The 5,086-nt window shown below is 52.1% G+C and carries 2 protein-coding genes; both read right to left on the reverse strand.

Annotation, left to right across the window (positions count from 1 at the left end):
* Positions 1 to 2,489: amino acid adenylation domain-containing protein (locus QUB56_RS36230; RefSeq protein ID WP_332961192.1), on the reverse strand; the 2,489-nt coding region annotated here is incomplete at its 3' end.
* On the reverse strand, positions 2,486 to 5,086 hold a 2,601-nt coding region (locus QUB56_RS36235; protein ID WP_332961193.1), incomplete at its 5' end, for a condensation domain-containing protein. The genes QUB56_RS36230 and QUB56_RS36235, both read right to left, overlap by 4 nt.

Consider the following 5,086-nt stretch of genomic DNA (forward strand, 5'->3'; position numbering starts at 1 on the left):
ATAAACCTCTCGCTGTTTAGATCCGGGCGGTTGAGGTAGCCTCGTGCTAGCCCGTCACCACCAATGTACAACTCGCCTGGAACTCCCACAGGGACAGGCTGTAGACGGTCATCAAGCAGGTAAACTTGAGTATTAGCAATGGGACGACCGATAGGAACTGAATTTCCTACAAGGCTTGGCTCAGTTATCGGGTAGCAGCAAGTAAAGGTTGTGTTCTCAGTCGGTCCGTAACCATTGATTAGCGTCAATCCTTTGATTTCTTGAAGCACCCGTTTGACATGACCGACAGATAAAACATCACCCCCCGCTAGCAGTTGACGTACACCTTTCAAGTTTTGAATCTGCTCATCTACCATCACGTGAAACAATCCAGCCGTGAGCCACAGCGTCGTCACCTGGTATTGCTCGAGCGCTCGTCCCAACTCTTGCAAAGATGGGGTGTGGGGAGGCATGACCACCAGCCTTGCACCGTTAAGCAGGCTGCCCCAAATCTCAAACGTCGAGGCATCAAACGAAATGGGGGCAAGCTGAAGAAACACTTCTTCGGTGCTGAAGCTGGCATAGTTTGTTTGTTTGACTAACCGCACTACTCCCCGATGGATGACGCTAACCCCCTTGGGTATACCCGTCGAGCCTGAGGTATACATCACGTATGCTAGGTGGTCGGGCATCACCTCGCTTTTCGGGTTCTCCTGACTTTGTTGAGCGAGAGTCTCCCAGTTGCTGTCGAGGCAGACAACCCGTGCCTGGTGTGAGGGAAGCTTTTCAACCAGCGACTGTTGGGTCAGTAGCACTGAGACTTGGGTATCTTCCAGCATGAAAGCCAAGCGCTCAGAGGGATAACCAGGGTCTAAGGGCACGTAAGCTCCGCCAGCTTTGAGAATGCCCAATAGTCCCACCACCATCTCCAACGAGCGATCCACGCAGATGCCCACAAGTTCATCTGGACTTACGCCCAGAGAACGCAGGTGGTGTGCCAGTTGATTGGCTTTAGTGTTCAACTCGTGGTAAGTGAGTTGGTGGTCTTCAAAGACTACGGCTACAACATCTGGAGTTTTTTGTACCTGAGCCTCAAACAGTTGGTGGATACACTTGTCGCAGGGATACTCTGTCTGGGTGTCATTCCAATCCACCAGCAACTGCTGGCGCTCTTGCTGTGTCAGCAGCGGCAAGTTCTTAAGGCGCTGTCGAGGATTCGCAACAATACCTTCTAGTAAGGTCTGCAAATGCCTCAGCATCCGAGTGATAGCAGCTGCATCAAAGCTACGGCAATCGTAGCTTAACTGTAGTGACAATTGTGCGCCGGGCAATGCTACTAATGTGAGGGGATAGTTTGTCCGCTCAACGCCGCGAACATTACGAAACTCTAATCTTCCTTCAGGCGAACCCAAGGAAGCATTTACCGGGTAGTTTTCAAAGACTACAATGCTCTCAAACAGAGGCAGCCCCCGGGGTACATCACTCCATCCTTGCACCTGTACCAGTGAACTGTATTCGTACTGGCGCAACTCGATTTGCTGAGCTTGGAGCTGCTTGAGCCAGTCCAGAAGGAATGCCTCCGGCGACGCTTGCACCCGTATCGGCAGGGTATTGATAAATAGCCCTACCATGGACTCGATTCCCGCTAGGTCTGCTGGACGACCGGACACGGTAGCCCCAAAGACGACATCTTCCTGTCCGCTATAGCGACTCAAAAGTATGGCCCAGGCTCCCTGCACTAAGGTGCTAACAGTCAGTTGATGCCCTCGAGCCAAGGATTGGAGGCTTGCGGTCGCTTCTACTGATAGTTGGATTTGCTGCTCATCGTAGCTCTCTACCTCACTGGGCAAGCTTCCCAATGCTCGATCGACGGATAGGGGAGTCGGTGCGTTTAAACCGCTGAGCGCCTGCCGCCAGAACGCCTCAGCCTCAGCCAAATCCTGCTCTTGCAACCAGGCGATATAGTCGCGGTAGGGACGACTGCGTTTCAGTTGTAAGTCTTGACCTTGGGAGAATGCTTCATAAAAGGCAAAGACTTCCTTAAGCACCAAAGACAGCGACCATCCATCCAACAAGAGATGGTGGTGGCTCCAAATAAATTCATAGATATCCTCGCCCATCTGGATCAGAACCAGACGCATCAGTGGTGCCTCGGAGAGTTCAAAGCCCCGCTTTCGCTCCGCATGAAGGAAAGCCTCCAATTGCTCTTGCTGTTCTACTGGAGGCAGCGCCCGCCAGTCAAACTGCTGCCAGGGTAAGCTCACGTATTGGTTTACTACTTGAAGTGGCTTGTCAAAACCCTCCCAATAAAACGAGGTACGCCAAACTGGATGTCGCTCCATCACCTGCTGCCAAGCCCGCTGAAAGGCGGGAATGTTTAGCTTCCCCTGCACGGTACAGCTCACATACTCGACATACACCCCAGACTCCGGAGCAGCAAGGCTGTGGAAAAGCATCCCCTGCTGCATTGGAGAAAGTTCGTATAAATCCTCAATATTCTCCATTTTCATTTAGACTTCCTCTTGTTGGTTTGGCTGATTTTGGCGATGAACTTATCAATATCTTTTTGACCCAGCTTCGCAGCTGGAAAATCAGAAGGCGTATAGCCACCTGCCTCAGGCGATTGACAGTGGGCAATGAGCGATCGCACTGCAGCCATAAAACCTTCGGCGAGACGCTCAACAGTAGCTCTTTGATGCAGATTTGAGCTGTAAGTCCAATTGAGTTGCAGCTGACCTCCAGCCACAAACCCGTTGATCTCCAAAAGATGGCTTCGCCTTCCCAGGAGGCTGTATTCTGAGCCGTTGGACTCTTTTGCCAGTCCAAACATCCCATCTGGCGACAGCAACTGATCGAACTGACCTAGGTAGTTGAAGCTCACCTCGGTCTGAGGAAGGGATCGCAGTTTCTGGGCGATTGCTGTGTCCTCCTTGAGATAGCGCAGCAAGCCATAGCCAATCCCCCGGTTCGGAATGCGGCGCAGTTGTTCTTTGACCGACTTCAATGCCTCTCCTGGATGGTTCGCTTCCCTGATATCCAATAGGACAGGGAAGACAGTGGTAAACCAGCCCACAGTGCGTGACAGGTCCACCGTTTCCAAGATTTCCTCTCGCCCGTGACCTTCCAACTCAACCAGCAGGCAGCGAGTACCAGTCCACTGGGCAAAGGTTTGTACCAAAGCTGTCAGCAGCGCATCGTTAATTTGGGTGTTATAAGCCTGCGGGACGTCCTGTAGCAGAGCGCGGGTTTCTTCAGCGCTCAACGAAACTGACACGTTACAAGCCGAGGCCACAGTGTTAGCGTTCTTACCAGCCGGATAGTCCACTGGCAGGGGGGCAGCTTCAAACCGAGAAGGGGCTAGCCAGTAGTCTAATTCTTGCTCCAGCGCTGGGGATTGCCCATATTCTCTCAAAGATCGGGCCCAATCCTGGTAAGAGGTGGTCTTTGGTGGCAGCTTCATTGCCTCCCCACGACTCAGTTGTTCGTATGCTCGTTGTAGATCCTCTAGCAAAATTCGCCAGGAAACACCATCTACTGCCAGGTGATGAATGACAAACAGCAGGCGGTTGGGCTGATTCCGGCCCAGGTCAAACAGCGCTACCCTTACCAGGGCACCAGTCTCCAGGTTCAAACTAGCTTGTAGTTCTGCTACTGCTGCTTCAAAGGCTGGTCTTTGCTCCGCCTCGGGTAGCGCTGACAAATCAATCCTGGTGCAGGGAACTCTCTTATCTGGAAGGGCGTTAAATTGTTGCCAGCCGGATTCAGAGCGCATAAATCGCAGGCGCAGCGCATCGTGATGGATGAGCAATTGCTGCACCACTTGTGACAATAGTGCCAGGTCTAATGGTTGCCGAACTTCCAGCAGCATCGCCTGGTTCCAGTGGTGCGGTTCGGCAAACTCTTGTTCAAAGAACCATTGTTGGATGGGTGTCAGCAACACTTCTCCTGTGACCAAACCCTGTTCGGCTTGGGACACAGAGGTAGTGTCTGCCACTGTTGCCAACTCGGCGATTGTTGGGTACTGAAAGAGCTGTTTGGGAGTGAGCTTTAAACCCGCCTGATTGGCTCTGGCTACGATCTGAATACTGAGGATCGAATCCCCACCGACTTCAAAGAAATTGTCGTGAATGCCTATCTTTTCCAGTCGCAAAACGTCTGTCCAGATCCCTTCGAGCACTTCCTCAACAGGCGTTTGAGGTGTCACTAAGGCTTCTTCTCCTTCGGAGCTAGTCAGATCGGGGGCCGGCAGGGCGCGGCGGTCTACCTTGCCATTGGGAGTTAGCGGCAGGGCCGAAAGCAGCACGAAGGCTGAAGGCACCATATACTTAGGCAACTGCTGCTTCACAAAATGCTGTAGTTCCGAAATAACTGGGGGAGTTGCCTGGTTGACAACTACATAGGCTACTAGACGCTTGCTCCCGGGGACATCCTCTCGAACTACGATCGCCGCCTCCTGCACCGCAGGGTGTTGGCTCAGCACTGCCTCGATTTCCCCGGGCTCAACTCGGAAGCCTCGAATCTTCACCTGATTATCAACGCGTCCCAGGAACTCAATAGTGCCGTCTGGCAGATAACGGCCGAGATCCCCCGTCTTGTAAAGGCGGTCTCCCGACTTATTGCTAAAAGGGTTAGGGATGAATTTCTGCTCGGTTAACTCCAACTGATTGAGATAGCTTCGGGCAAGACCAGCACCACCTATATGCAGTTCGCCTGCAACGCCGACGGGCACTGGCTGGAGATGGGAATCTAAGATGTAGATCTGGTTGTTGGCAAAGGGACGGCCAATAGGGACTAGCCCATCACTAGAAAAATTGAGTGCGGCACTTTCAAAATAGGAACTGTCAATGGTCGCTTCAGTCGCCCCGTAAGAATTAATCAGACGTGTTTCCGTGCCACAAAAACGCTGGAATTGCTCATACTCCTTTATATGCCAACTATCGGAACCAGCTATCAGCAATCGCATGAAGCTAAGGTCTTGCTTTGTTCTCTCCAAATACTGAATCAAATTCCTAAGAACCGCTGGAACAAACTCTGCACAATCAATCTTCTCTTGGAGCATCAATTCATACAGTTTTTCAGGCTCTAAAAGCCACTCGCGCGGGCAGAT

The organism is Microcoleus sp. AR_TQ3_B6 (assembly GCF_036702785.1).
In the GTDB taxonomy this organism is placed as follows: Bacteria; Cyanobacteriota; Cyanobacteriia; order Cyanobacteriales; family Microcoleaceae; genus Microcoleus.